The organism is Paraburkholderia sp. DHOC27 (assembly GCF_003429005.1).
Classification (GTDB): domain Bacteria; phylum Pseudomonadota; class Gammaproteobacteria; order Burkholderiales; family Burkholderiaceae; genus Paraburkholderia.
Genome location: NZ_QVQV01000011.1, coordinates 66827 through 89119, shown reverse-complemented (window position 1 = coordinate 89119; position 22293 = coordinate 66827). Strand labels below are relative to the sequence as shown.

The following is a 22293-nucleotide window of genomic DNA, read 5'->3' as shown; positions in this document are numbered from 1 at the left end:
CGCTCATGGAACCACCTCTGTCTGACGGCGAGGTTGATTTTCTATGGTGGTTCATCCAAGGCAGCCTGATGGACGCAGACGTGCGTGCGCGTCTGTATCTGCATTGGGGGCTGTGCGCCCGGCACAGCCTCGCGTTTTTTGTCGTCGAGTCATCCTTCCGCCCTCATCTGATCCATGGCTGCACCATCCTCTACAAGGAGCTGATGCGCCGCGCAGCAAAACATCTGTGCGGCGAAGGGTTTCATAGCCTGATCCCCGACCGGCTCGCAGCCCACTTCCTGCGGACCTCTGGCCCCTGTCACATCTGCGATCTCGGCTACGGCCCTGCCTCGCCGGGGAACGCGCCGCGCGAGCGGCTCGAACAGGGCCGCGACATGAGTTCCGCTATCCGGTTCGCGAGCGAAAACCTTGTCGGTTGGCAACCGTACGTCTGCGGGACATGCGCGGCAAACGGATCTCCGACGTTGTGCCGTCCTCACCTCATCTCTGCCATGGAGGCCGACGCGGGCAGGAGCGCGGCCGCACAGCGCGGTGCGGTAATGGACATCGCATCGCACATGGACCGCTTCGACCATTCATTTTTCTGGGAACAGCGTGGCACCGACACTGCCGAGGATCGCGGCGCACTCATTGCCGCCATCGGCTGGTGCAGCGGCTGGAAAAACCTGCTGGAGGGTCCCTTACGTGATCTCGCCGCAAGGCCGGCCACCGGCACGGCGGGCGCGGCAACGGGCGGGTCCACTGGCCGCGGCCCGAACGCGCAGGAAGACGCTTTACCCGAACGGCCCCCAACAGAAGACACTGGAGGCTCCCATGGGCGTTGAACGCCGTAACACACTCCCTGCCGAGTTCGCAGACCGTGTCCTGAGTACCTTCCGGTTGATCGATGACCTGCTCAATCGATGCGTACGCACGCTTGACCCCGAGGTGCTGTCTTCCCCGTTCTGCGCCCACACAGCGGACGTTACGCCGGCGCGCCATGCAATCGTTGCGGATGATTGTCAGCACATACGTGGCGTCATGTCCTCGATTCTGGAGCGTCACCACATACCGGCCCCTGTTCCAGCCACCAGTGCGCAGCGGTGTGCAAGAGCGCTCATCGACGAAGCGCTCGTTGCCGCCGCCGGACTTAACCCGCGGGCGAGCGCCGCGTCTGGTGTACTCAATGCGCAACAGCAGGAAGACGCATGCCGGATTGTCGACGAGCTGATGAACACGCTCCTTGTCGTGGCGAACGATCTCGCGTTGCGCAGGGACATCACGGCGCAGACCGCCCAAGGCCAAGCGCAGCCCGTTACCGGGCTCGACGCGCGCCTGTTGGATATGAAGCAGATGACCGCCCGGCACGGACTTGCGCAGCTTGAGTCATGTGTTGACGCGCTCTCTGCACGCGTGCGCTCGGGCAATATCACCATAGGCGTATTCGGCGAGAGCAGCACGGGCAAGTCGTCGTTACTGAACTGTCTTCTCGGCGCGGCGCTCCTGCCGGTGGCGGCGATGCCCACAACCGTCGTTCCGGTACAGATCGACTACGGCGCGCGCGAGTGTGGCAGTGTCGATTTCGCCGATGCCATTTCGGAGCGCTTTGAGCGCGGAAGGCTCGCGGAATTCGTCGACGTCCATGCGAATCCGGAAAACTACCGTCACATCACCCATATACAGTTCCAGACGCCGGCTGCAATTCTCAAAGCGGGGGTCACGCTACTCGACATGCCGGGTTCTTCGCGCTCACCCGGGCGCGTGCCGCTCCTGGACCCTGCACTGCTCTTCCGGTGCGACCTCGCGGTCGTCCTGATCTCGGCGGTGGCTTCACTCGCGCTTGACGAAGCACAGCTTCTCGACCAATTGCATCACGCCGGCATCGACACCATGGTGCTTGTCACGAAAGCCGATCTGCTCGCAGCGGAGGATCGTTGGCATACCTACGGGCACGTCGTGCACGAACTGTGGAAGAAAGCGCGCTACGAGGTTCCAGCGTACCTTGTCAGCACAAGAGACACCGAGGCCACGCTGTGCAAGGCGTGGCAGGATGGGCCCCTTGCGGATTATCTCGCCGCTTACCCCCTGCGTCAGGCGGCCCTGCTCGCCGCAAGGACTGACGTGATTGCCGCGCAGATTGCCGCGGCGCTGGAGCGGCATGTCGAGCGCGGGCGGCTTTCCGGAACATCGGGGCAGAACGTGACGTCGTTACAGGCGACGCTCAATGACATGCAGACGAGACTTCAGCGCTCGCGTGATGAGCTCCGCGAATGCGATTCCGCTGCTTTCCTGCAGCCGCTGATCAATGAAGTCGCCCACAACGCCGCCGCGCTGTGGACCGAGGAAAGGGATGTCGCCTTCGATATCTCAGCGATGCTCGAACAGGCCACGACTGCTTACGCCCGCAATCTCTCCACCCGGGCATCGTGGCGCATCGAACAACTCCGCTCGCAGGCTGCCGTCACGCTCGTTCAGGCGGCCAACGCACTGGAGCTACCGGGAAGCGATCTCGGCTACATGCCGCCACTTCCCGCGCTCCCAGAATTCAGGCTTGGTCACTATCTCCCCGCCGGCACGAACCTGCCTGTGACTGTGATCCCCCGTGGGATCGGATCGCTCTTTGGCCGGTGGGGCTTCTATCTCGGCGCGCGCAAGACCCTGCGTTACAGCCCGGCGATCGGCATCATCAGATGTGCGCTGATCGATCACATTGCGACCGTGCGAGCGTGGAGAGTAACGGCGTTGCGCGCTCTGCTGGATGCGTTCGGCGCGCAGCGTCTGCGCCTCGAGCAACATATCCGTGAGATCACTACCACCGCGACCGGTGCGCATAGCGCAGATGAATGGCTCCAGCAACTGCGGGCCGATATCTCCAGGCTGCACGACCCTTCGATAGTAACCGGCTCACCGATGCCGGGCATTGCTGAACGATCATCCGAATCCGCCATTGGACATGACAATCACACCAGGAGGAGCAGTCAATGAGCATCGTAGCCCCGATCGCGCATGACCATGCGCACGAGCGTCCCGTCGGCTGGCGTCGCTGGCTGTTCGCGACCAACCATAAGGACATTGGTACGCTTTACCTGATTTTTTCGTTTGCCATGTTTCTTGTGGGCGGTGTGCTTGCGCTGATGATCCGCACGGAGCTGTTTGAACCGGGCCTGCAACTGATGCGGCCGGAGTTTTTCAACCAGCTCACCTCCGAGCACGGTCTGATCATGATTTTCGGTGCGATCATGCCGGCGTTCGTCGGCTTCGCCAACTGGATGATTCCGCTGCAGGTCGGCGCTTCCGATATGGCGTTCGCCCGCATGAACAATTTCAGTTTCTGGCTGCTTCCTGTGGCGGGCGTTCTGCTGGTGGGTTCATTCTTCGTGCCCGGTGGCGGTCAGGCGGCAGGATGGACCATGTACGCGCCCCTGTCTGAACAGATGGGCCCGGGCATGGACATGACCATTTTCGCGGTCCACATCATGGGTGCGTCGTCAATCATGGGTGGCATCAACATTATCGTGACGATCCTGAACATGCGCGCGCCCGGACTCACGCTGATGGAAATGCCGATGTTCTGCTGGACGTGGCTCATCACCGCGTTCCTGCTCATCGCCGTGATGCCGGTGCTGGCTGGCGCGATTACCATGCTGCTTTTCGATCGGCACTTTGGTACGTCCTTCTTTGTCGCGACGGGCGGCGGCGACCCGATCATGTACCAGCACATCTTCTGGTTCTTCGGGCACCCGGAGGTGTACATCATGATCCTGCCTGCCTTCGGAATCGTCTCGCAGGTGATTCCGGCGTTCTCGCGCAAGCCGCTGTTTGGTTACGCGTCCATGGTGTATGCGACCGCGTCGATTGCCATCCTCTCGTTCATGGTCTGGGCACATCACATGTTTGTGACCGGTATGCCAGTGACCGGGCAACTGTTTTTCATGTACGCGACCATGCTGATTGCGGTGCCGACCGGAGTCAAGGTGTTCAACTGGGTCGCCACGATGTGGCGAGGTTCGCTGACATTCGAGACGCCTATGCTGTTCGCGATTGGCTTTCTGCTCGTGTTCACGGTAGGAGGACTCACGGGTCTGATCCTGGCCATGGCGCCGATCGACATTCAGTTACATGGTACCTATTATGTGGTCGCGCATTTCCACTACGTTCTGGTTGCCGGATCGCTCTTTGGCCTTTTTTCTGGCTGGTACTACTGGGCACCCAAATGGACGGGCAAGATGTATAACGAGGTGCGGGGCAAGATTCACTTCTGGGCCTCGATCATTTTCTTTAACGTCGCGTTTTTCCCGATGCATTTTCTGGGTCTGGCAGGTATGCCCCGTCGCTACGCAGATTACCCTGCGCAATTTACCAGCTGGAACCAGGTCGCAACTATCGGCGCATTTGGCTTCGGCCTCGCGCAGGTCTACTTCCTCTTTGCGGTAGCACTGCCGGCCTACCGCGGCAGCGACCAGCTCGCAAAGGCGGAAGATAAACCGTGGGACGGCGCCGAAGGACTGGAGTGGACTATTCCGAGTCCGGCACCCTTTCACACGTTCGAGACCCCGCCGATCGTGAAATAGTTCTGGCACCAACGCGTCCATGCTTGCGGCACGTTCCGAGGCATGGACGCGATGTATGGACAACTACTTCTGCGCACACAGGGAGGTCTAACGACCGCGGGCACGCAACGCAGTCGTGTGAAGGCGTTGTAGATGCCGGTCAAAAACAGCGCGATTCAACACCGCAATGCATGACCATTACGTGGGCCTCCCCGGGGATGGCGGCTCCGCATATCAATCAGGAGCGGCGCCGCGTAGTCTCCCGCCAGTGATGATTCATGCGCTCAAGCAACCTGTCGCGAAGATGCTCACGGCGATAATGATCGGCGATCAGTACGGCAATCATACCTACGATGAACAGGCCAACGATGGTCCCCACGCTCAACTCGTCCATTACAGCCTCCATACATAACCACTTTCTGTTTGCGCTTGAGCTATCGCGCATGCACATCAAAAACCATTCTGACACCGCCCGGCCGTTGCGCGGTGCCGCTGACCCCGTTCTCATTCCTGCGCAGCGCGCCATCCGCGTACTTCTGTGTGCATGCTGGAGCTTGCACACTCAACCAGTTTTCGCTCAGGACAGTGCGACCGCACTGTCAATTGTGCAGCCCCGTGAGCTGCGACTCGAAGGGCAGGTTACGCCGACCTGCCAGGTCCCGCGTCCATCCGAGGCCGCCTGCATCGACCAGTTTCGGCCACGGCCGACGCCTGACGAACTCCGCGGTTGCCACGACAACGCGACTGTTCATCCATCGTCGGTTTCCCGAGCTCTTCCGCCGCGGCCCGCCGCGCCACCGACAACGAACCAGTCGCCTGCGAACGACGCGCACACACCTGAGCAGCCTGCGCTGCCGGAGCCACGGTTTGAGCCATCTATCCCCCGCTGACGTGTCCATTCGGCAGCCCCGCAAGCGCAGCAACGGCCATCTCCGCGGCATCGCGCTCTTCTTCACTGGCGAGATATCGTCTTAGCGCGTCGTATTTGGTGGCGTACCTGCGCATATCCTCGGCCAGACGGTCGAGCATTGCCGCCTGCCGGGTCAATAATGCGCGCGCGGCCCCCCCTTCGCGTAGGGCTGGCAACGCGCGCGCGAGGTGCGGCATACAAATCATCGAAAGCCGTTCAGACGAGACGTCGTCAAGCCGCGCCATCTCGCAAACCAGCGTCGAGATGGCCTGCATTTCAGCATGCGCAGCGCTCAGGCACAGAGGACAGCCCTCTTTGATCACAGCAAGACAAAGGGGAGGCGGCTCGCGTTCATCCAGCTGGTCAATCGACCGTGCCAATGTCGCCAGCTCCGAAGACATCCACTCGATCAATGCTGCATTGCCCACACAGATGTCATGCGGGGGCGCAAGCGACGCATACTGTCGTGTGTGCGTGCGACACAGCCCCCCGCGCAGCGCATGTTGTTTCTGAACATCCGCACTGCTTGCCAGTTCGTGCTGGTAACTGGCGAGCGTATCGAACGTGGCGCTCTGGATATGCCGGCATATTTCACAGGTCTGCGGATGGACGTTGCTCAAGGACCCGGGCACAGGACGACGAACGGGCAATGCCTGTTGTCCTCGATGTCGGCCAATTTCATCGTGCACGGACTGCATCGCCTGCATGAACTGGCTTTGCGATCCGACGTCTGGCAACCGCGCGGCGAGGTCGATCATGCGTTCGCACATCCCCGATAGAAAGACGGCGCGCTTTTCTTCCAGCATGAAACTGGTCAATGCGAGTTCGAGCGCAGTAATACCACTTTGAGCAAGACCCGCGCTATCCCCCTTTCGCTTTGCTTCAAGACCGTCCCTTGCTGACACCGAAAACACCGCGGGACATTCTTCTCCGAATATGCTGCGCAGCCTCTCCCGCACGTACTGCTGAACCGTCACCCGGTCAACGTCGTTCACAGTGTCCTGCTTGTTTATCACAACAAAGACGCGCCGGAATGATGTCGACGCCGTATGGAGGACCGCGAGCTCTTCTTCTGACACCGGGCTCTCATAGCTCGTCACGAGCACAAACGCGTCAGCCTCGGGCAGGAAGCGTTCGGTCGTGCGCGTGTTCTCCGCGATGTGCGACCCTAGTCCTGGGGTGTCGATCATGTGGAAGCCGCGCCGAAGGATTTCCTCAGGCAACTGGACCTCAGCCGTCTCTACCCGACGCGCATTGCCAGGGTTGTGTTCCTGGGTGATATAGCCAGCCAGCGCGTCGAGCGCAATCTCGCTATCAAGCCGCGTCTCCCGGAACTTGACCAACACCCGCTCCGTCGTGCCGTACACGACAGTGGTGATCACCGAGGTCAATGGAAGAATGCCGGTCGGCAAACGATCGGAGCCAAGCAAAGCATTCATCAGCGACGTCTTGCCGCGGTTGAACCGGCCCACTACAACGAGGTTGAAGCGATCTTCGGCGAGCCGCGCAAACAGCGTGCGGATCTCGGCCTGAAGCGATTCCCTTTGCGTGCCAGCGAGCGTTTCCAGGGCGCGCAAATGGGCCGCCAGCTCGAATTTCAGTGTCTCATAGTCTTTCAGGTCCACTCAAGCCTCCACAGGCTTTGCCTTGAACCGCGTTCAAAACGACTGCGCCCCGCCTGCGCTGCAATGCACGTCCTCCCCACTCTGCGCAGCGAGGGTTTTCGCTGTTACGCTCGTGACCTCGCAACCTGTTCCTGCAAGAAGACGTCGCACCCGCCATCCGGTGGACATGATCCGCGGCATCATGCGTCGAGGATCGCCCAGGAAAACGTCACGAACACCAAATTCGAGCGCATAACGCGCAATCTCCTGTGCGGGCTCACCATACCGGACTGTGAACTGAGCAAATCTCGCATCCAGCTCGCCGCGCAGCAGTGCCAGCTGATTGGTCGCATTGGAAAAACAGTCTGCAACAATGTCATCACTCACAGGAACGTCGAGCCCCGCCGAAGGCAGTCGCATTACCGTCAGAACATGCAGGCGCCCCGCACAACGTTCAGCAACCGATGCGGCGTGCCGGACCGCTATTCGCGAACGCTCTGATCCGTCGAATCCCGCCAGTAAATATCTCATGAGCGTTTTTTATAACTTGTCGAACTGATTGAATTCCGCACTGCTATCAGCATCCTTGACTGAGCACAGCTGGACAAGCCCAAAAAGCGCAGCGGCGAGCGTGCGGCCTTGCGCCGTCTGTCCGCCATCACCTGTGACGGCAAAGCGCTGATCCGAGTCGCCCGGCGAGGTCGCTATCGACACCCGGCCGAGCTGGAGAAGCGCCCAGTCGCAAAACCGTGAATCAGCGCTTTTCAGGCCGGTACGTTCGATGTAGTCGGGGTTCACGTTCGCGGTCGATATCTTCAGACCCAGTACGTCCTGGCGCGGAAGTCGTACAACGAGCGCCCGTGCATTCATTGCCTCTTCGTGCGAGTGGCATCTGAATACCACTTGTCCGTCGGCCGTCTGTACGAGCCATTCCCGCCCCGGTCCATCGTTTTGCAATTCTTCAATGCGTTGACGAAGATCGTCACGAAATCCAGACATGACTGACTCCCTATACTGGTTTGACAGAAGACTGAACGCGCGCGCGAACTCACACCCGCCTGGGGTAGAGGCTTGCGCCGCGCGACACTGACTGGGATATCAATCCGCATAGCGGAGGGGGGAGATCGGGCCGCATGAATAGCAGCCGCCCCATCAAGGCGAAAACGCTGGGAAGAGAGAAAACAGAAGCAGCTAGAGCGGTGTTCATGTCGGCACCTCAATGCGGGGTCCGATGCATCGCAGCGCATCGGACAACAGGCATCATCAGCCAACATGGCGGTTAAGGAGAATGCCATCTCCTGTTTGTAAAGATACCCCTCGCGCAGTGGCTACGCAAGGGTGCCTGCGCCTGTGCACGCTGCTAGACGAGATGACGAAATGCACTTCGCCCGGCGAACTCGGCCTGCTCTCCCAGCATCTTCTCGATACTGAGCAGACGGTTATATTTTGCGATCCTTTCACCATGCGCCGGTGCCCCGGACTTGATCTGCCCGCAGTTGAGGGAAACCGCCAGATCGGCGATGCTCGAGTCTGTCGTGTCGCCCGACCTGTGCGAAACGGGGGCGCCATATCCAGCGGACAAGGCCATTCGCGCTGTATCCTGCGTTTCGGTCACCGTGCCGACCTGATTTGGCTTGATAAGCACAGCATTGCAGCAGCGCTTCGCAATGCCCCGCACCAGAAACATGCGATTGCTCACGAACAGATCATCGCCAACAACCTGAACACGCGAGCCAAGCGTTCCGGTCAGTGCCGCAAAACCCGACCAGTCGGTGTCGGCCAATGGATCTTCGATCGAGACGATCGGGTAGCGTCCCATCCAGCCGGCGAGATAATCGATCATTTCGGCGCTTGACATGGCGACTCCTTCGCGCGAAAGCCGATACGTTTCGCCGTCATGCAACGAACTCGCCGCAAGGTCCAGGGCAATCGCGATATCGTCGCCGGGCCGATATCCGGCGCGCCGGATCGCGAGCATCAACATATCCATCGCCGCTGCGTTCGATTTGACGCGTGGCACGTAGCCGCCCTCGTACCCAGTGCTGACACTGAGGTTTGCTTCACGCAACACATCGCGCAAGGCGTGATAGGTCTCAACGGCATAGCGAAGCGCTTCGCGAAATGTCGGCGCACCCAGTGGCACGATCATGAATTCCTGCACGTCCGGTCCATCATGGGCGTGCTGGCCTCCGTTAAGGATATTGAGCATCGGAACGGGCAGTACGTGCGCACCGTCGCCGCCGAGATACCGGAAAAGCGGAAGGCCGCACGCGAGTGAGGCTGCCCGCGCGCAGGCGAGCGATGCGCCCAGAATCGCGTTCGCGCCGAGGCGCGTCTTGAACTCTGAGCCATCCACTGCGATGAGCGTCGCGTCGATGCGCCATTGGTCGTCAGGCTGGATTCCCACCAGCGCGTCGGCGATCGGCCCGTTGACGTTCGCTACCGCCTGGAGCACGCCGTTGCCGGCATAGCGCGAGGGATCGCCATCGCGCAGTTCGAGCGCTTCGTATTGTCCCGTCGACGCACCGGACGGGACGCTCGCGCTCGCCGTCGTACCATCGGCAAGTGCCACTGTCGTACGGAGTGTTGGATTGCCGCGCGAGTCAAGAATTTCGTCGGCAATGACAGATGCTATGGCGACAGAATGGATCATGGCAGCGTCCCGTGAACGCTCCCGGACGCTTCACGCTACGAGGCCTCTTTTCCAGCAGATCCCCGGATTTTCGAGGGATGACGGGCCATCGCGGATGATGGAGATGCGGTGAAATCGCGATCCCGGCCGGTGTCTGTTGGAAAATGAAAGGCTTGCGGCGCCACCTCCGGGAAACCTGTGAATCCTGACCGGGAGGGGTTGGAAAACAAAGGAGCCCGTCGCCCGTCCCGGGACGATGTAGGCATCATCAGCTGGCGAGGCCAGCACTTGAGAAGAGCAGGAGAATGCCATCTCCGTCTTCTAACTCTAGCATGCCCCCAGACGCCCACGCCAGTTGCGCCAAACCCTGCCGGAAACGCACCCGGGGGCGAATTGGTCGGCGCCGGGGCCGTAAGTCTGCGGCGCAAATAGTTCGGAATGCTGCCCTCTCGTGCGCTACTCGCCACTCAGGCATGCCGCGTGCAGCTTTGCCGCGTAACACCACCGTCTACGTTTCGAGCGAACCTGCTTCGCCGCACGGCCAACAACGACTTTTGCCGGGAAGAAAGGCGACACCACATGAATCCTGCACCTTTCTCCTGGGGTATTGCGGCACTCGCAATCGCTGGCGTCATCACCAGACCGTTCAGGTGGCCCGAGGCAATATGGGCGGTCGCGGGTGCATCGCTGATTGTCGCCTTGGGTCTGCTGCCGGTCGGTCTCGCATGGCAGGCGATCGGTCGGGGTACCGACGTCTATCTGTTCCTGACGGGCATGATGCTGCTGTCTGAAGTCGGGCGCCGTGAAGGCCTGTTCGACTGGGTCGCAGTGCTTGCGGTCACTCACGCGAACGGCTCACCCCGGCGGCTGTTTCTGCTGGTCTACGTGGTCGGTGTGGTGATTACGACATTCCTGTCAAACGATGCCACTGCCGTGGTTCTGACTCCAGCTGTTTTTGCCGTCGCGAAGAAGGCACGCACCCGGCCCCTGCCGCTCCTGTTCGTCTGCGCGTTCATCGCGAACGCGGCAAGCTTTGTTTTACCGATCTCTAATCCCGCAAACCTGGTGCTGTATGACAATCACATGCCAGCGCTGGGGAAGTGGCTGCTGCGCTTTGGTTTGCCATCCCTGCTGTCAATCGTCGTGACCTATGCAATGTTGCGCTGGTCACAACGCGCGCAACTGCAGGGGCAGTGCGAAAGCGGGCTCGAGGCGGTCCGACTGCCCGCAGGCGGCCGCGTCGCGCTGGCCGGCATCGGTATTACGGCGGTTACGCTGCTGGTTGTGTCATCGCTGGGTCTGCAGCTTGGCCTGCCGACTGCCATACTCGGCGCGCTAACGGCAACGGCAACGCTATGGCGGGATCGCACTGCCCCGTGGTCGCTCATGCAAGGCATTTCGTGGAAAGTGTTGCCCCTCGTGGCCGGCCTCTTCGTGCTCGTGGAAACGCTCGATCACACAGGCGTGATCCGCACACTCGCCGAGCAGCTCAGCACGTGGACGCGACATGACGAAATGGGCGCAAGCGCAGCGGTGGGAGCGCTCGTTGCACTCGCGAGCAACGCGATCAATAACCTGCCGATGGGATTGATCGCCAGTTCGACCGCTCTGCAGGCGCACAGTCCCGACCGGATAATCGACGCGCTGCTGATCGGTGTCGATCTGGGTCCAAACCTTTCGATTACGGGTTCCCTCGCGACCATTTTGTGGCTGACCGCCATCAGACGGGAAGGCGAAGATGTCACGTTCCTGCAGTTTCTCATGGTGGGCAGCATCGTCATGGTCCCCGCACTGGTTCTCGCGATCGCCGCCCGAATGCTGTCGGGTTGAGTGCCGGTATCCCGGCGCGTTGACGCATTTGACACCGCCAATCGCCGCTACCGAATGAAAATCTCGTTGCGGCTACCGCGCTCGCCATCTAGACTTGGATCGTTGTCCTGCGAGATGGCATTCTCGCGTAACCGCTGGTCGAGCCGGCTGATGATGCCTACAGTTGCCCGGGAAAGGTTGTCGAGCCATGTGTGTTCGCGTCTATAGCCGGGTACCTTACTCATCTTGTTTCCCCCAGGATCTCTTCTTCGCTCTAATAGTCCACTCATCCGCAGTCCGGATACGACAAGCCCGCTCACCGGATTCAACGCGAGCGGGGAAAAGCCGCCGCAGTCCAGCGGAGTTGTCAAAAGGAGCCGTGGCGGGAAGCCGGTAACTCGCGGGCGCGCGGCATCAGGTGACAGGAGCTGGATCTTGCGGGAAGTCCTGATTCGAAGGACCGGCCATGATTAAACTTGACATTCCGGGATTTGGCGGGCTCGCCCTTTCCCATCTGGTACTCGATTACAACGGCACGCTCGCGGTCGACGGCCATGTACTCGAAGGAGTTCACGAAGAACTTGCCGCGATTGCCGAACATCTGGACATCCACATCGTTACCGGCAACTCGCACGGCGATGTCGAAACGCGGATCGCCGGCTGGAACGTACGACTCACCTGTCTGCCGGCACTGGGGCAGGCGCAGGCCAAGCGCAGCTACATTGAGAAACTCGGTGCTAACCGTACCGTCGCGATCGGCAATGGCCGCAACGACGCCCCCATGCTTAAAGCCGCTGCACTGGGCATTGCCGTGCTCGGCAGTGAGGGGCTTGCGATCGATGCGGTGAGGGACGCCGATATTCTCGTTCGACACGTGGTCGATGGGATAGGATTGCTGCTCCATCCAACACGGCTGATTGCGTCGCTGCGAGCGTAGACGGTTTGACGGATCGGGGGAATTGGCCATCGCGCCCCCCGGATCGGCATTTACCACATTCTGCAGAGCAGGCGTGCCGGCTGTGTGCCGCCGGGCGTACGCTTGACTAGCTCAGGTACATCCCGAGCCGCTCAATGAGCGCATCTTTGGATGCTGCACTGAAGGATTCCCCGTCGATCAGGGCAGTCCATGTACCGTTCAGATGCTCCTCCCATGATCCCTTTTCTTTTCCGTCAACTTCCACCGAGCCGCGCGTGCGCAAGGTCGAGTCGGTAGGATCCAGTACTTCGTCATCGTTGTGTAACAGCGTAACGTCAGCCATTTCAAACCCCTTCCAGACAGCGTTGATGTTGCCCTTCCTGTTCCTGCAGCCTTGCGCGCGATTCAGTGAGATATCAGAACCGGAATCGAAGGATTGTGAAGCAGGTCTTCGCTTGCACTTCCAAAAATAGCCTCGATCAGCCGCGGGTGGCCAAAGGCTCCGGCAACGATGAGATCAGCCTGTTGCCTGTCGAGGCACGAGAACAGCGCATCGATTGGCGAAACGTCCTTAACGTCCGGCCAGGTGAATATTTCACTCTCAACGCCGTGCTCTTTCAGATGTGCCTGAACCAGGCCAGGCGCTGAGTCCACGTGATCGGAAAAGGGTGCAAATTCAAATATCGTGACCCGCGTTGCCTGCTTGAGGATCGGCAGGGCATCGTGCAGTGCACGGGTCGATTCCCTGCTCGAATTCCAGGCGACAACCACGCTTTCACCAATCGTCCCCGGCCCCCAGATGGAAGGAAGGATCAGTACCGGGACGCCCGCGCTCATCACGATATCGTCCGGAATTCCCTTGGCAACGAGATCATCTGATGTCTCGTCGCGCTCCGTGGCGACAACGAGGTCAGCGTAATGCGCATAGAAATCCTTCCAGCTGGACGTCCGCGTCTCGGCAACCCGGTATTCTCCCCTGATCGAGCTTTCCTTGATCTTCGTCTCGAACATGGATTCAAGCCCGCGAGCCACGTCGGCGAATTCTCCCGCGAACGCGTCCGGTGTGCTCACATCAACTCCAACGAGTCGCGCGTCGAACCGCTGACAGAGCGAGACGGCAAGATCAAGTCTGGTTGCAGTGGAACGACCCGCGTCAAGGAATACGAGTATGTCTTTGTAGCTCATTGATGTCTCCTGTTAGCACAAAACATCCGGTGCAGACCGGTTGCGACGCCATGCCTGTCTATGTGCCCTGGTGTTGACGCTCGTGTTCCACGAACGCTTCGGCTGCTGCCTCGATGGCCTTGACTGCATCATGTTCATCGCCCCACCCTTCAAACCGCACCCACTTACCGGGTTCAAGCGTCTTGTAGTGCTGGAAGAAGAATTCGAGCTCGTCGAGCGCGTGCTTGCCCAGATCCGACAGCTTCAGAATGTGCGCCGTCGATGGGCAGACGCTGTCAATCGGCACCGCGATTACCTTCTCGTCGGGTCCGGCCTGATCGGTCATGTTGAGCAGCCCGACCGCACGGCACGCGATAAGGGAAAGTTGTGCCAGCGGAAACGGCGCAAAAACAATGATGTCCAGAGGATCGCCGTCGCGGGCTAGCGTACGGGGTACGAAACCATAGTTTTGCGGATAGCGCATGCCCGTACTGATGATCCGGTCGACCTTCAGCAGGCCCAGGCGCTTTTCTGCCTCGTACTTCACTGGCGCACTTTGGGCTGGAATCTCAATGATTGCGTTGATTTCATGCGGGAGGTTATCGCCGGCCTCAATAAGATTGAAGTTCATTTGCCTTCTCCTTCTGCGGTTTCACCCAAATATCCGAACTCCAGCGGAATTCGCGTATAAAAAAGCCGCAGACCGCCTTTGCCGAGTTCGGCCAGCAGCGCTGTGATGTTCTCGTCGAGCGCGACCACGGTGACCGCAATCGGCTCATCGGCCAGCTCAAGAAAATGAGCCGCGTGCACGTTTCCTTGTGAATCGATGCCCTCACTGCACTCGACAACAGTGGCGCCATGTATGCCGAGCGCAGATGCCGTTTCCAGTATCCATTCGCCTACCTGCTGGTGGCCTTTTCTCGTGTTACGGCTTGCGAAGATCGTGATCTGACTGCCTTGGGGCATTATGCAAATTCTCCGTGGACGTCGCGCCGCTCAACCGTGTCCCGTGTCGCCCGCGTGCCGGCGTACGCCGGACGCTCCAGCGCACGTGTCAGCGGCCCCCAGGGCGTGGCGTCGCCAACGCGACACACATGCTCCACGCGCATCGCGCCGGGCGGTAACGGACAAAGGTTCAAGGGTCGTTAAATCCAGATTTGAGCGGGTTCAAATCCGGGCAGCAGGACGCTACAGGCGAGTGCCTACAATTTCCTGAGCCAGGAACTCGTAGGCATCATCAGTCGGCCGGGGCCGGCGGTTGTAGGAGGAATGCCATCTCCTTGTGGCCGATTCTAGCATGTGCACGACCTCCCGTTGCCACCTCTGAAGTCGGCCGGCTAACGTCAGCCTATACTGCCTCATTCATTACGGACGGCACTCGCGCACATAATCACATTACACCTTCCCTCAAGCCCCTGTCTCCCATTTTTGTACAACCTCCGCTAAATCACCGCGATAAATAAGACGACCTGAATGGGGTGGGCAATAAGGCCACGAGCCGGATCTTTCATGTTATCTTCTTCATCATGGAGATGGCATTCTCCCCAACCGCCGGAACTCCGGCTAATGATGCCTGGCCGCGTTGCAAGGGGGTAAAGAGGCATCACCGCTTCTTTCCTTTCCCGGGCAACGCAGAACCGCCAGCAGCGTTTCAGTATCTGCGCAATGCCTGCAGGCGGCCTTCCACATCTCCGGGGCCTCCATGAAATTCAGGCACATTTCGTCCGACTCCTCCTTAGCTGTCGCTGTCCACGCGCGCCGAAACCTGTCTCGCCCCTTGTCGCCAGGTTGCGCCAACTGTCGGCTCCCGGGCGCGCCGTTTCGGGCTGCACCAGCGCTGGTTGTGCTGCGCCCGCCCTTGTGGCCAGCACGACGTTACGCTTCCGACGCGGCATGACCCGTGTCCGCGAGCTGGGTCACCATTGTCACAACGTCGGCATTGATCGGTGTCGGGTCGAACCTGGACAATACGGGCGTCGGTCTCGCATTCGGCGCAGCGGGGGTACGCGTGCCGGCATGGGTCAATGTCGTGATCAATGCGATCGGCTTCTGTTTTGTGACCGCCGCCTGCTTCGCAACTGCCACGGTGAGGCACTATCTTTCAGCACAGACCGCAGCACGACTTGCGGCCGGTGCCCTGATCGCAGTCGCCCTCGTCTGCTGGTACACCGGTTACGTACATCACCGGCTCGCAGCCGGCCGCAAACCGATGAAGATACGGCAACCGGGATGGCACGAAGCGATCGTACTTGGCTTTGGCCTGTCCTTCACCAATCTGGTCGGTGGCTTCAGTGCAACCCTGGCGGATCCGCGGATGATCTGGCCGACCGTAGCCGCAATTACCGTCGCGGGCTATCTCGCGATCAGCATCGGCAATGCCCTGGCAAGGGGACTCCTCGCGCCCTGGCTCGGCCGCTTCTCACCGCTGGTCGCCGGCTTGATCCTGATCGGGGTCGGCATTCACGAACTCGTCTGAGGCGCTGCCCACATGAATTCAGGACCGATGCTGGAGCCCTCTCTGAACAGGCGACTGAACTGCCAACTCGTAATTCAAGCGGGTGGGGGCCGCGCTTTCCGACACCTGGCCGTTTCCGGCAGGTCGCCACGTCCTGCCCTGGAGGTCAGTTTCATGAGTGACGCCGCCCTTCCTCAACATGCCCATTCGCTGGCAGCCGCCTCCTCCTTGACGACAGGAGCGAAGCACTGTCCGGCATGCGCTGCGGCCATACGCGCGGTAACAGACTACCTCGCGGGGGCGGACCTTGGTCGAGCCGTCGCGCAATCAGGAAGTTACTGCGCAAGACATGCGGCAATCTTACTGGATTCCCCTGCCGGAATGAACGCGGCGCCGGCGATTCTTGGTGAACTGGCGCGCGGCAACGAAGCATGGCTCGAAGGGGCAGAAGCAAACCATGGTGGAAGAGGCGCAGCACTGCCTGACGCAGGCAGCTGCCCTCTTTGCATGCAGGAGCAGGGCGCGGCCAGGCACTGCACACTGGCAATGATCAAAGCTCTTAACGACGGTCACAGCCACCCTCGCGAATCTGTCGCACTGGAGCTGTGCTTCCCTCATCTGCTTTCCATGCTGGCCGAAGACCGCCTCGACAGAGTGCAATGCGCGGCGATCACAGGCGGCCACCATGCCCGACTATCCGCCTTGATGGGCTCGGCGACCTATGAGCAGAAGCTCACAACGCATAACCGGTTTCCAGATCGTACTATCGCCGACGCGGTCCTGCACGAACTGGCCGGCGATCAGATCCAGGCGACTACGCTACGCCTGAGCGCCACATCCCCGACGATACCGCCCGGCTGCCCGGTCTGTCTGAGGCTTTGCGATGCGTGGAGCAGTCGGCTCGCAATGCTGGACGCGGATTCCGGATGGCAGCAGGACCTTTACGATCTGATGCCCACCGCGCCCGAGAACGTCTGGGCGATGTGCGATCAGTCACATAACACAGCGCTGCGCGGTAGCATCGCAACAGCTGGCGCATACCGTATGCTCGGCGAACTGGAGTTCCTCATGCTCCATAACCAGCGCGCCGGACAGCGGGTTGCGCTCAGCGGCATCCGATCATGCTTTCACGCCCTGCTGGAAAGGCGATGCGCTCGTCGCACTTTCCTCGCCTCGTGCCGCCATCCGTTTACCTGCCCTGTCGACCGATATATCCACAGCGTCGCGCGCTACCAGTTATCAAGACTGTTAGCGTCGATGCGCAGTTCCGAGGGGGCCCATGCTTACCGGGAGACCCCAGGGCTTTGCATGGTTCATCTTCGCGATGCGCTCTCGCTTGGGTCAAACATCGAGATCGTGCAGCTATTGCTGCGAACGGCTCGTGTCCGGAATCAACAGTTGCTGGCGCAAATCCACAGCACGCCCACGGTCTCACCGGTCCCTCTATGCTCGACGCCTGGACCGGCTGCGTCCGTCGGGTATGAGTCAGCATCGCGATTCTTTTCAGGCGTCGACTATCGGCATGGCACGACCCAGTAAATCGCCTGCGAAAAATGCGATCGCGTCAGGACCGCGCGTGGTCTCGATACGCTTCTGTCGGGAGAGGCACATGCGTTGCTGCCCCGGCCTCGTCAGCGATCCCATCCGCTTTCGCTCCCGATAGACCAATCAATTCTGCTGCGCTCCCATCTTCGCAAACGGACGTTACCAATGTTGCTCAACTGCTCCGCTTATCAGGACGGCAGGAAGACCGCCGAACTCTCGAGCCTCGCCGAGATCCAGGAATACGCTCCCCAGTCGCAACATTTCCTGTGGGTCACGCTGCGGGATCCGTCTGAAGAGGAGCTTGCGGCGATCAAGGCCCGCTTCGACCTGCATGAACTCGCCGTCGAGGATGCCTTGCAGGGGCGTCAGCGGCCAAAGGTCGAACAGTACGAGAACTCTCTTTTTGTCGCGCTGCACACGGTCGCCATCGGCGAAGACGGTGAACTGATCACCGGCGAAATCGACATATCGGTCGGCGAATCATATGTACTGTCCGTGTTGCACGGCCCGGCTGACGAACTCGCCGAGGTGCGCGCGCGCTGCGATAAGGAACCCGAACTACTCAAGCGCGGCGCGGTATTCGTCATGTATGCGCTCGCCGATGCGGTAGTCGACCGCTACGCCCCTGTCGTGGAAACAGTCAGCGCGGATATTGAAGATCTTGAGGACCGGGTCTTCGGCAAGAATAGCGTCCCTCAGGCGCGAGCCATTATCCAGGACCTTTACTCCCTGAGGCGCCGCCTTGTACAGCTGCGGCGGCACATTGCTCCGTTGCACGCCGCAATCGGCAATCTGCTTGGCGGTCCGGGCTTACCTGTCTGCGAAGGGATGCAGGCATACTTTCGCGATATCTTCGACCACCTCGAGCGCAGTGTACGGGCAATCGATGCCCGGCAGGAAATGGTCATCACAGCCATCCAGGTGAACATCGGGATGATCGATCTCACCGAGAACGAGATCAGCAAGCGCGTCGCCTCCTTTGCTGCTCTTTTTGCTGTGCCGACAATGATCGCTGGCATTTATGGCATGAACTTCCAGAACATGCCTGAGCTACATTTTCATTACGGGTATCCACTTTGCCTGGCGGCCATGCTGAGCATCGACGCATGTCTTTTTGTCTGGTTTCGCCGGGCAGGATGGCTTTGACCGGTTGTCCTCCGCTCGCGCCATATGCCTAAGCGAGTGTGGGACCTGGTCGGTCGACGTGCCTTGTCAGCACGCTCGATCCGGATTGCGTCACATGTCACCTTCCCGCGGCAACCTGAAAGGAAACAAGGTCTGTCGTGGCCGGGGTTAAAAACGAAGACTATCTGGAAGCACTTTGCTGCAAACCCCGATGCATAGCTTGGATGCGATTGACGGGCGTAAACCGCCCGCATCATCCGGTTGCTTGCGAGACGGGCATTCCCGGCATGGGGATTCAAGGTTTCAACATGCCGGCGCTTCGCCGACACCCACAATGGACCAACCGTTGCATTTTAATGGCGCGCCGTCATACAATGGCGCCCGCTGGAGATGGCATTCCTCCAAACAACCGCCGGATCCCCGGCTGATGATGCCTACGAGTTCCTGGGTGCAGGAGGTCGTAGCGCGTCCATACGACGCCACGTCGCCCAGGTTTTACAACGCTGGGATTCTTAGGTCCGTGACACCTCCGCGTAACGCGCCCGTGCATTCGCAAACCTACGATCAGATTCAAAATGTCTTATGCGGTCGTTCCGCCGGCTCGACGCTCGCTTCGTCCAGGCGGCAGCGCGCAAGGCCGGAACGAGCGCATCGATGCTGACAGGTTAAGCCGGTCTGTGTTTCCCGCCTGCTGATACCTGATGATTGTCTGATCCGTATGAAGTGGCGGGCGCCCGCGCCGGACATCTCCGTTAGCAATGTCCGCGAGGCGATGGGATCAATAAAAAAATGGCTACAACAAACTTCGATGCAGGGCCAGCGGGGAAAGGTACCCTTTCCGGTGCACATGGTTTTATCGTTAATCTGCTGGAGCGCGGTGATATCCGCATTGGAGGCAACCGGGCCTGGGATATCACGCTGCTCGCTTCAGGTGTTCCCGAGCGCGTGCTCTCTCGCGGCAGCCTGGGTCTCGGGGAAGCCTATATGGACGGGCACTGGGAGTGCGACCACCTCGACCAGTTTTTTGAACGCGTGATGCGTGCACGGCTTGATGAACAGATCAATCCGGCCCGGCTGATCATCTATGCGCTACGGGCGCGCCTGTTTAACCTGCAGAGCGTACGGCGATCATGGCATGTTGGCAAGGTGCATTACGATCTCGGTAACGCGTTCTATCAGACGATGCTTGACCCGCGAATGGCTTATACCTGCGGTTACTGGTCTTCAGGCGCGTCGACACTCGCAGACGCCCAGGAGGCAAAGCTCGATCTGATCTGCCGCAAACTCGGCTTGCAGCCGGGCATGCGCTTACTTGACATCGGCTGCGGGTGGGGAAGCCTGATGGGCTTCGCGGCTGAGCGTTACGGCGTTGAATGCGTCGGTGTGACCATATCCGCCGAACAGGCTAACTGGGCGACGCAGCGTTACGCGGGGCTACCCATTGAATTCCGTCTTCAGGACTACAGGACATTGAATGAACGCTTTGACCGCATTGCCAGCGTCGGCATGTTCGAGCATGTCGGCAGGAAAAACTATCGGACGTACATGGAAGTCGCCCACCGCTGTCTGACTGATGACGGACTGTTCCTGCTTCACACGATTGGCAAGAATCGCAAGGAAACGGCGCCTGACGCCTGGATTGATCGATACATTTTCCCCAACGGTGAACTGCCGTCGATCAGCCAGATAGCGGACGCGGCGGGTGGCCTGTTCGTTACCGAAGATCTTCATAACTTCGGCGCTGACTACGACAGGACGCTAATGGCCTGGCATGCGAACTTTGAAGCATCGTGGCACGAACATGCTGCAGCATTGGGTCCCCGGTTCTACCGGATGTGGCGCTACTATCTGCTCTCCTGTGCCGGCGCATTTCGTGCACGCGAAATCCAGTTATGGCAATGGGTACTGAGCAGGAGTGGCGTTGCCGGTGGTTATACAAGACCCACGATCAAAAATGAGCCTTGGGACAAGTGAGGTATGTTTTGCGCTGAACATCCTCTCGCCGAACATGCCACTACGGTAAGGACCCGCTGGGAATAACCCCAGCGATGTGCCTGACTCCTGGCGACCCTGGGAAAGGTATCAGGACTGCGTCACCTGTCCGTTCTTTTGCCCCCCACCCGTTGTAAAGAACGCCGATACGGCAGCGGCTATCTGCTGGTCGGCTTCCTCCTTTCCGCGCCAACCCTCAACCTCGGACCATCGTCCAAAATTTGACTTTTTATGGGTCGAGAAGAACTCCTCGAGCCGCCGCAGCAGGTTGCCGTCGACGTCATGCACACTCCGGATGGTCGCGTACTCGCTGCAGATCAGATAGGCCGGCGCAGCAAGAATCTTGCTGTCCACCCCGTCCTCGTCTTCCATCATCAGGCAGCCTAACGCACGACACGCGAGCATCGACCCCTGCATGAGCGGAGAAGGTGACAGCACCATGACGTCGAGCTCTTTTCCATCTCCGGCCAGCGTCTGCGGAATAAATCCGTAGTCGATCGGAAAGATCTGCTGGGGATCCAGATAGCGGTCGACCATCAAGATTCCTGTGGTGGTGTCCAGTTCATATTTGATTGGGGAGGCGTGCGCGGTGATCTCCACGAACACGTTGAACTCGGCAGGCGCACGATCTCCAATTTTTAGCATCTTCGGGTCAGTCATGACTTGGCTCCCTTGAGAAATGAATTTGAATTTGTTCCATTGCCCCATGCCTCACGACAGTCGAGCCGCTCCGGAACGGGCAATCAACATCTCATCCCGCGGGCTGCGGGCTGGCCTGCAAATCAATGCGAGTGCGGCCGCCATATGAGCAGGCCACAATCAACTCAGGACACGATGAAGCGCGCTCGGCAGTTTCCGGATAAACATAAAAATCGGTATATCGGCAAAGATTCTTGTGGCACATATTCTCATCGATTCGTTATACTAACGACGTAGCGGGATACCCCCTCAAGGTTCAATGTCCTGCTACACGGGGTCCGCTCGGCTGGCGCTTCGCGGGCCCCCCCCCTGTCGTCGATGCGCGAATCCTTAATCACCGCGATGCCAGTAAGGCGACATCTGCCCTGCGCCTGTCCCGTTTTCGGCAGGGCCAGACGCACTCCCGTTTCAGCGATCAGCAACCCGCTTCACTACGGTTCTCCACCGCTCATTTTTGCATTCCACGGCTCCGCAGATTTCTGCCGTGCAGCCTGATACGAGCAGATCGCGCCGATCTCAAAGTAACCGGCAAGGCTCTCGTTAATGCGTCGAGACATGGCTTCGGACTCGTCAATACCCGACGCATCTACAGATTCGACGCTGGTCCGACTCGTGCATCAAATGCATTGTGTACGTCACTTGACCACGCGCCTCTTCAAATCCGAAGCCACGAGGCACCACGTATCCGTTCATCGAGCGACGATATAGCCCCCAGTCAAATTCGGGCACCACGGTAATTTATTGGAGCAGCGGTTTGAAGAACTCAAAGCCGGTTGGCGGAACGCCTGGAAAGAACACCCACGCGCGTACCGATTTCCCGGACCACGTAGGCATCATCAGCCAACTCACGCTGGCGTTTATCGGAGGTATGCCATCTCCGTGTACATAGTTTAACGCTGTTGTTCAGTGCAGT

19 protein-coding genes and 7 riboswitches are annotated in these 22293 nt (G+C 59.7%); of the genes, 9 read left to right on the top strand and 10 right to left on the bottom strand.

Annotated features, from left to right (window positions below):
• Nucleotides 1-5 precede the first annotated feature (5 nt).
• From D0B32_RS28935 to ctaD, 3 genes are read left to right on the top strand one after another with little or no spacing between them, the layout of a single operon-like run.
• Nucleotides 6-824: a hypothetical protein gene (locus tag D0B32_RS28935; protein WP_117337760.1), complete on the top strand. Its 819-nt coding sequence runs from the start codon at nucleotides 6-8 to the stop codon at nucleotides 822-824.
• Nucleotides 814-2964, top strand: coding sequence for a dynamin family protein (locus tag D0B32_RS28930; RefSeq protein WP_117337759.1), 2151 nt, complete (start codon nucleotides 814-816; stop codon nucleotides 2962-2964). The genes D0B32_RS28935 and D0B32_RS28930 overlap by 11 nt, the downstream gene beginning before the upstream one ends.
• Nucleotides 2961-4550 carry a cytochrome c oxidase subunit I gene (gene ctaD / locus D0B32_RS28925; protein ID WP_117337758.1) on the top strand — a complete coding sequence of 530 codons (1590 nt, stop codon included), beginning with the start codon at nucleotides 2961-2963 and terminating at the stop codon, nucleotides 4548-4550. Before D0B32_RS28930 ends, ctaD begins: the two co-directional genes overlap by 4 nt.
• A gap of 217 nt (nucleotides 4551-4767) precedes the next feature.
• Here ctaD and D0B32_RS32725 read toward each other — a convergent pair whose 3' ends face one another.
• The 5 genes from D0B32_RS32725 to eno form a co-directional block, all read right to left on the bottom strand.
• Entirely contained in the window at nucleotides 4768-4923 is a 156-nt protein-coding gene (locus D0B32_RS32725; RefSeq protein WP_181969945.1) for a hypothetical protein, read from the bottom strand.
• Nucleotides 4924-5405: 482 nt separating this feature from the next.
• A complete protein-coding gene (locus D0B32_RS28920; protein ID WP_117337757.1) occupies nucleotides 5406-7064 on the bottom strand; it encodes a dynamin family protein in 1659 nt (552 codons plus the stop codon).
• Between the two features lie 33 nt (nucleotides 7065-7097).
• Nucleotides 7098-7574 carry a universal stress protein gene (locus tag D0B32_RS28915; protein WP_117337756.1) on the bottom strand — a complete coding sequence of 159 codons (477 nt, stop codon included), beginning with the start codon at nucleotides 7572-7574 and terminating at the stop codon, nucleotides 7098-7100.
• Between the two features lie 9 nt (nucleotides 7575-7583).
• Nucleotides 7584-8042, bottom strand: a complete 459-nt coding sequence (locus D0B32_RS28910) for a hypothetical protein (RefSeq protein ID WP_147329587.1) — start codon at nucleotides 8040-8042, stop codon at nucleotides 7584-7586.
• A gap of 248 nt (nucleotides 8043-8290) precedes the next feature.
• Nucleotides 8291-8351: riboswitch (Fluoride riboswitch) on the bottom strand.
• A gap of 52 nt (nucleotides 8352-8403) precedes the next feature.
• Nucleotides 8404-9696, bottom strand: a complete 1293-nt coding sequence (eno, locus tag D0B32_RS28905; RefSeq protein ID WP_117337754.1) for a phosphopyruvate hydratase — start codon at nucleotides 9694-9696, stop codon at nucleotides 8404-8406.
• Between the two features lie 231 nt (nucleotides 9697-9927).
• Nucleotides 9928-10000, bottom strand: a riboswitch (Fluoride riboswitch).
• Nucleotides 10001-10254: 254 nt separating this feature from the next.
• On the opposite strand from eno, the gene D0B32_RS28900 reads away from it, so the two are divergent.
• Together D0B32_RS28900 and D0B32_RS28895 are read left to right on the top strand one after the other, a co-directional pair.
• Nucleotides 10255-11505, top strand: a complete 1251-nt coding sequence (locus D0B32_RS28900; RefSeq protein WP_117337753.1) for an arsenic transporter — start codon at nucleotides 10255-10257, stop codon at nucleotides 11503-11505.
• A gap of 101 nt (nucleotides 11506-11606) precedes the next feature.
• Nucleotides 11607-11672, top strand: a riboswitch (Fluoride riboswitch).
• 278 nt (nucleotides 11673-11950) lie between these two features.
• Nucleotides 11951-12421: an HAD family hydrolase gene (locus D0B32_RS28895; RefSeq protein WP_117337752.1), complete on the top strand. Its 471-nt coding sequence runs from the start codon at nucleotides 11951-11953 to the stop codon at nucleotides 12419-12421.
• A gap of 106 nt (nucleotides 12422-12527) precedes the next feature.
• On the opposite strand, the gene D0B32_RS28890 is transcribed toward D0B32_RS28895, so the two are convergent.
• The 4 genes from D0B32_RS28890 to D0B32_RS28875 form a co-directional block, all read right to left on the bottom strand.
• On the bottom strand, nucleotides 12528-12743 hold the full coding sequence (locus tag D0B32_RS28890) for a hypothetical protein (protein ID WP_117337751.1): 216 nt from the start codon (nucleotides 12741-12743) through the stop codon (nucleotides 12528-12530).
• Between the two features lie 62 nt (nucleotides 12744-12805).
• Complete coding sequence (locus tag D0B32_RS28885) at nucleotides 12806-13585, bottom strand: universal stress protein (protein WP_117337750.1); 780 nt, start codon at nucleotides 13583-13585, stop codon at nucleotides 12806-12808.
• Nucleotides 13586-13643: 58 nt separating this feature from the next.
• Nucleotides 13644-14195, bottom strand: a complete 552-nt coding sequence (gene ppa / locus D0B32_RS28880; protein WP_117337749.1) for an inorganic diphosphatase — start codon at nucleotides 14193-14195, stop codon at nucleotides 13644-13646.
• Nucleotides 14192-14530, bottom strand: a complete 339-nt coding sequence (locus D0B32_RS28875) for a DUF190 domain-containing protein (protein ID WP_117337748.1) — start codon at nucleotides 14528-14530, stop codon at nucleotides 14192-14194. Before D0B32_RS28875 ends, ppa begins: the two co-directional genes overlap by 4 nt.
• A gap of 255 nt (nucleotides 14531-14785) precedes the next feature.
• Nucleotides 14786-14853, bottom strand: a riboswitch (Fluoride riboswitch).
• A 230-nt stretch (nucleotides 14854-15083) separates the two neighbouring features.
• Nucleotides 15084-15147, top strand: a riboswitch (Fluoride riboswitch).
• Between the two features lie 317 nt (nucleotides 15148-15464).
• Here D0B32_RS28875 and D0B32_RS28870 point away from each other — a divergent pair.
• The 4 genes from D0B32_RS28870 to cfa all read left to right on the top strand — a co-directional run bounded on the left by D0B32_RS28870 (nucleotide 15465) and on the right by cfa (nucleotide 20663).
• Entirely contained in the window at nucleotides 15465-16040 is a 576-nt protein-coding gene (locus D0B32_RS28870) for a hypothetical protein (RefSeq protein WP_117337747.1), read from the top strand.
• A gap of 360 nt (nucleotides 16041-16400) precedes the next feature.
• Nucleotides 16401-17558: a hypothetical protein gene (locus D0B32_RS28865; RefSeq protein WP_147329586.1), complete on the top strand. Its 1158-nt coding sequence runs from the start codon at nucleotides 16401-16403 to the stop codon at nucleotides 17556-17558.
• Between the two features lie 171 nt (nucleotides 17559-17729).
• Complete coding sequence (corA, locus tag D0B32_RS28860) at nucleotides 17730-18710, top strand: magnesium/cobalt transporter CorA (RefSeq protein WP_117337745.1); 981 nt, start codon at nucleotides 17730-17732, stop codon at nucleotides 18708-18710.
• Nucleotides 18711-19066: 356 nt separating this feature from the next.
• A riboswitch (Fluoride riboswitch) is annotated at nucleotides 19067-19133 on the top strand.
• Nucleotides 19134-19478: 345 nt separating this feature from the next.
• Nucleotides 19479-20663 carry a cyclopropane fatty acyl phospholipid synthase gene (cfa, locus tag D0B32_RS28850; RefSeq protein ID WP_117337743.1) on the top strand — a complete coding sequence of 395 codons (1185 nt, stop codon included), beginning with the start codon at nucleotides 19479-19481 and terminating at the stop codon, nucleotides 20661-20663.
• 108 nt (nucleotides 20664-20771) lie between these two features.
• On the opposite strand, the gene D0B32_RS28845 is transcribed toward cfa, so the two are convergent.
• Nucleotides 20772-21341, bottom strand: coding sequence for an inorganic diphosphatase (locus tag D0B32_RS28845; RefSeq protein WP_181969944.1), 570 nt, complete (start codon nucleotides 21339-21341; stop codon nucleotides 20772-20774).
• A gap of 859 nt (nucleotides 21342-22200) precedes the next feature.
• Nucleotides 22201-22268: riboswitch (Fluoride riboswitch) on the bottom strand.
• Between the last annotated feature and the right edge of the window lie 25 nt (nucleotides 22269-22293).

Coding starts and splice junctions, on each gene's coding strand:
- D0B32_RS28930 (WP_117337759.1), top strand. CDS start 814: ATGGGCGTTGAACGCCGTAACACACTCCCTGCCGAGTTCGCAGACCGT.
- ppa (WP_117337749.1), bottom strand. CDS start 14,195: ATGAACTTCAATCTTATTGAGGCCGGCGATAACCTCCCGCATGAAATC.
- D0B32_RS28915 (WP_117337756.1), bottom strand. CDS start 7,574: ATGAGATATTTACTGGCGGGATTCGACGGATCAGAGCGTTCGCGAATA.
- D0B32_RS28865 (WP_147329586.1), top strand. CDS start 16,401: ATGAACGCGGCGCCGGCGATTCTTGGTGAACTGGCGCGCGGCAACGAA.
- ctaD (WP_117337758.1), top strand. CDS start 2,961: ATGAGCATCGTAGCCCCGATCGCGCATGACCATGCGCACGAGCGTCCC.
- D0B32_RS28935 (WP_117337760.1), top strand. CDS start 6: ATGGAACCACCTCTGTCTGACGGCGAGGTTGATTTTCTATGGTGGTTC.
- D0B32_RS28875 (WP_117337748.1), bottom strand. CDS start 14,530: ATGCCCCAAGGCAGTCAGATCACGATCTTCGCAAGCCGTAACACGAGA.
- D0B32_RS28895 (WP_117337752.1), top strand. CDS start 11,951: ATGATTAAACTTGACATTCCGGGATTTGGCGGGCTCGCCCTTTCCCAT.
- D0B32_RS28910 (WP_147329587.1), bottom strand. CDS start 8,042: ATGTCTGGATTTCGTGACGATCTTCGTCAACGCATTGAAGAATTGCAA.
- D0B32_RS28890 (WP_117337751.1), bottom strand. CDS start 12,743: ATGGCTGACGTTACGCTGTTACACAACGATGACGAAGTACTGGATCCT.
- eno (WP_117337754.1), bottom strand. CDS start 9,696: ATGATCCATTCTGTCGCCATAGCATCTGTCATTGCCGACGAAATTCTT.
- cfa (WP_117337743.1), top strand. CDS start 19,479: ATGGCTACAACAAACTTCGATGCAGGGCCAGCGGGGAAAGGTACCCTT.
- corA (WP_117337745.1), top strand. CDS start 17,730: ATGTTGCTCAACTGCTCCGCTTATCAGGACGGCAGGAAGACCGCCGAA.
- D0B32_RS28885 (WP_117337750.1), bottom strand. CDS start 13,585: ATGAGCTACAAAGACATACTCGTATTCCTTGACGCGGGTCGTTCCACT.
- D0B32_RS28845 (WP_181969944.1), bottom strand. CDS start 21,341: ATGACTGACCCGAAGATGCTAAAAATTGGAGATCGTGCGCCTGCCGAG.
- D0B32_RS32725 (WP_181969945.1), bottom strand. CDS start 4,923: ATGGACGAGTTGAGCGTGGGGACCATCGTTGGCCTGTTCATCGTAGGT.
- D0B32_RS28900 (WP_117337753.1), top strand. CDS start 10,255: ATGAATCCTGCACCTTTCTCCTGGGGTATTGCGGCACTCGCAATCGCT.